The 3,272-nt window shown below is 70.0% G+C and carries 4 protein-coding genes and 1 pseudogene; 3 read left to right on the top strand and 2 right to left on the bottom strand.

All coding sequences use genetic code 11. From position 1 onward, the window contains the following. Nucleotides 1-344, top strand: a pseudogene (locus FV223_RS23675) (AAA family ATPase); the annotation flags it as partial. A 20-nt stretch (nucleotides 345-364) separates the two neighbouring features. Then, nucleotides 365-976: a LysE family translocator gene (locus FV223_RS23680; RefSeq protein ID WP_147729279.1), complete on the top strand. Its 612-nt coding sequence runs from the start codon at nucleotides 365-367 to the stop codon at nucleotides 974-976. Nucleotides 977-979: 3 nt separating this feature from the next. On the opposite strand, the gene FV223_RS23685 is transcribed toward FV223_RS23680, so the two are convergent. Continuing rightward, a complete protein-coding gene (locus FV223_RS23685) occupies nucleotides 980-1,384 on the bottom strand; it encodes a type II toxin-antitoxin system VapC family toxin (protein WP_147729276.1) in 405 nt (134 codons plus the stop codon). Continuing rightward, nucleotides 1,384-1,620: a type II toxin-antitoxin system VapB family antitoxin gene (locus tag FV223_RS23690; protein WP_147729277.1), complete on the bottom strand. Its 237-nt coding sequence runs from the start codon at nucleotides 1,618-1,620 to the stop codon at nucleotides 1,384-1,386. Before FV223_RS23690 ends, FV223_RS23685 begins: the two co-directional genes overlap by 1 nt. 78 nt (nucleotides 1,621-1,698) lie before the next feature. Here FV223_RS23690 and FV223_RS23695 point away from each other — a divergent pair. Next, nucleotides 1,699-3,272, top strand: a 1,574-nt coding sequence (locus FV223_RS23695; protein WP_147729278.1) for a RecQ family ATP-dependent DNA helicase, incomplete at its 3' end; no start/stop codon positions are given.

Genomic DNA, 3,272 nt, shown 5'->3' on the forward strand with positions numbered 1-3,272 from the left:
GGCGCACGCTGTCGGGCCCCCAGACCAGCGACCTCGTGGTCCGCCACGGCCCGAAGGACGTGCCGGCCGCCACCGCCTCGACCGGCGAGCAGAAGGCGCTGCTGATCGGCCTCGTGCTCGCCCATGCCAAGCTGGTGCGGGCGATGAGCGGGATCGCGCCGCTGATCCTCCTCGACGAGGTCGCCGCCCACCTCGACCCCCGCCGCCGCGCCGGCCTGTTCGCGGCGCTCGACGCGTTACCGGGGCAGGTGTTCATGACCGGGGCCGACGCGGCGATGTTCGCCGAGCTCGGCGGGCGGGCCGATGTGATCGGCATCGCCGACGGGCGCATCGCGCGGCCCTGATCTCGACCGTCGTGACCACGATGCCGCTGTCCAGCCTCGCCTTCTTCGCCGCCGTCTATGCCATCGCCGTCGCCGCGCCCGGCCCGGGCATCGCCGCGCTCGTGGCGCGGGTGCTGGCGCGGGGGACGCCGGGGATCATCGGCTTCGCGGCGGGGTTCGTCGCGGGCGATCTCATCTGGTTCTCGCTGACGGTGGCGGGCCTTGCCATGGTGGCGCAGACCTTCGCGATCGGATTCGTCGTCCTGAAATACGCCGGCGCGATCTATCTCGCGTATCTCGCCTGGGGAGCCTGGACCGCCCGCACCGACGCGGTCGAAGCCGCGCCCATGGCCGGACACGGCGCCGTTCGCCTGTTTCTCGGCGGACTGACCCTCACTTTGGGCAACCCGAAGGTGATCCTGTTCTTCCTGGCCCTGCTGCCGACTGTCGTCGACCTCGATCATCTCACGCCGCTGGGCATCGCGGAGATCGCGGCGACGATCGTCGTCGTGCTGAGTGCGGTGCTGGCGGCCTATGTGCTCGCCGCGGCCCGCGCGCGCCGGGTCTTCACGTCGTCTCGCGCCCGTCGCGCGATCAATCGTGGGGCCGGAACGGTCATGGCCGGCGCCGCCGTCGCCATCGTCGCGCGCTGACCCTCAAGCCATCGCCGAGCGAATGTCGGTCTGCGGAAAGTCGTCGCCGACGAAGAGCAGGGGAACGTCGTGGACCTGAGCGCAGGCATAGGCGAAGCAGTCGCCCAGATTGAGCTGTGCCGGATGCCCGCGGCCCTTGCCGTAGCGTGCATGCGCGGCGAGGGCTTCGTGGCTTTCCGCCGCGGCGATCGGCACCAATCGGATGCCGGCGGCCAGAAGGAACCGTTCGATCTGCGATTCGGAGTTCGCGACGTCCTGACTCAACTTTCGCGAGAGGGCCATGACGGTCTCGAAGACGGCAAGCGCCGAGGTGATCGGTGCTTCGGCTTGGTCGAGGCACCGGATCAACGCCGCCGCTGGCGGCTCTGCGCTCATGATCGCGACCATGGCAGAGGCATCGACGAACATCACTCGTCGTTCAGGCCGTCGTAGAAGGCCTTGTCGGCCTCCAGACCCGTTCGCGGTACGGCGGCGATCTCATCGAGCAGGGGCCGCAACCGTTCGGCCAGCGGTAGGGCGCGATCCCGCCGCTCCAGTTCGTTGGCCAGCGCGATCTTCACCGCCTCGGTCTTGCTGACCCGGGCGAGGGCCGCCAGTTTGTCGGCGAGGCGGTTCACCTCCTCGCTTCGGATGTTCAGCGGCATCGCGCGCCTCCGTGTAGACAATCTGCTGTTAGTGTATACGCACCCCGGCGGCAAGCCGTGGTTTCACCTGGGACAGGCATGACCTCACGACTCGACGATGCGCGGCGCGCCCTCAAGACCACCTTCGGCTACGACGATTTCCGACCCGGCCAGGACGAGGTGATCGAGGCGGTGCTCTCGGGCGCGGACGTGTTCGCGGTGATGCCGACGGGCTCGGGCAAGTCGATGACCTACCAGCTGCCGGCGCTGGTGGAGGATTCGCTCACCGTCGTGGTCTCGCCGCTGATCGCGCTGATGCACGACCAGGTGCAGCAGATGCGTGGCTTCGGCGTCGCGGCAGCGACCCTGAACTCGTCGGTGGCCGAATCTGTCTCGCGCGAGACCTGGCGGATGATCCGCGCGAACGAGCTGCGGCTGCTCTTCGTCTCGCCCGAGCGCCTGCTGATGGACGGCTGCATGGACGCGCTGCGCGGCGCGGGCGTCCGCCGGCTCGCGGTCGACGAGGCGCATTGCGTCTCGCAATGGGGCCACGACTTCCGCCCCGAATATCGCGCGCTGTCCCGCGCCCGTGAGGCGCTCGGCGACGTCCAGACCGTGGCGCTGACGGCCACCGCCGACAAGGCGACGCGGGCCGAGATCGCCGAGCGCCTGTTTCCCCAAGGGCGCGACCTCAAGACCTTCGTCCACTCCTTCGACCGGCCGAACATCGGCCTAACCTTCGCCGCCAAGGACAACCCGACCCGGCAGATCGAGCGCTTCCTGAAGCACCGCCGCTCCGAGAGCGGGATCATCTACTGCTCGTCGCGCAAGCGCACCGAGCAGCTGGCCGAGAGCCTGAAGAAGGACGGCTTCAACGCGTATCCCTACCATGCCGGGCTCGACCAGGGCACGCGCATGCGCAACCAGGACACCTTCCTGCAGGAGGACGGCGTCGTGATGACCGCGACGGTGGCCTTCGGCATGGGCATCAACAAGCCCGACGTGCGCTTCGTCTGCCACGCCGACATGCCGGGCAACGTCGAGGGCTACTACCAGGAGATCGGCCGCGCCGGCCGCGACGGGCTGCCCGCCGACACGCTGACTCTCTACGGCCTCGACGACATGGCCCTGCGCCGCCGCCAGATCGACGAGAAGGAGGTGCCGGACGAGCGCCGCCGCGTCGAGCGGCGCAAGCTCGAGGCGATGATCGCGCTGTGCGAAGGCGCGGCCTGCCGCCGGCAATCGCTGCTCGCCTACTTCGACGAGGCCAGCGGCCATTGCGGCCGGTGCGACCTCTGCCGCGGCGGCGTCACGCTCGTCGACGGCACGGTCCCGGCCCAGAAGATCCTCTCGGCGATCGTGCGCACCGGGCAGCGCTACGGCGCGGCCTATGTCTGCGACGTGGTCCACGGCAAGGTGAGCGAGCCGATCCGCCGCAACGGCCACGAGCAGCTCAAAACCTTCGGCGTCGGCGCCGACAAGCCGGTCGCCGCGTGGCGCGCGATCCTGCGCCAGCTCTTCGCCGCCGGCGCGGTGGCCGAGAACACCGACGGCTACGGCGGCCTCACCATGACCGACAAGGGCGAGGCGATCCTGTTCGGCCGCGAGCCGGTGCAGCTCCGCCCCGACCCGGAGCCGAAATCGGCCGAGCCGCGCGAGCGCCGCCGCGCGGG

The organism is Methylobacterium sp. WL116, assembly GCF_008039455.1.
In the GTDB taxonomy this organism is placed as follows: domain Bacteria; phylum Pseudomonadota; class Alphaproteobacteria; order Rhizobiales; family Beijerinckiaceae; genus Methylobacterium.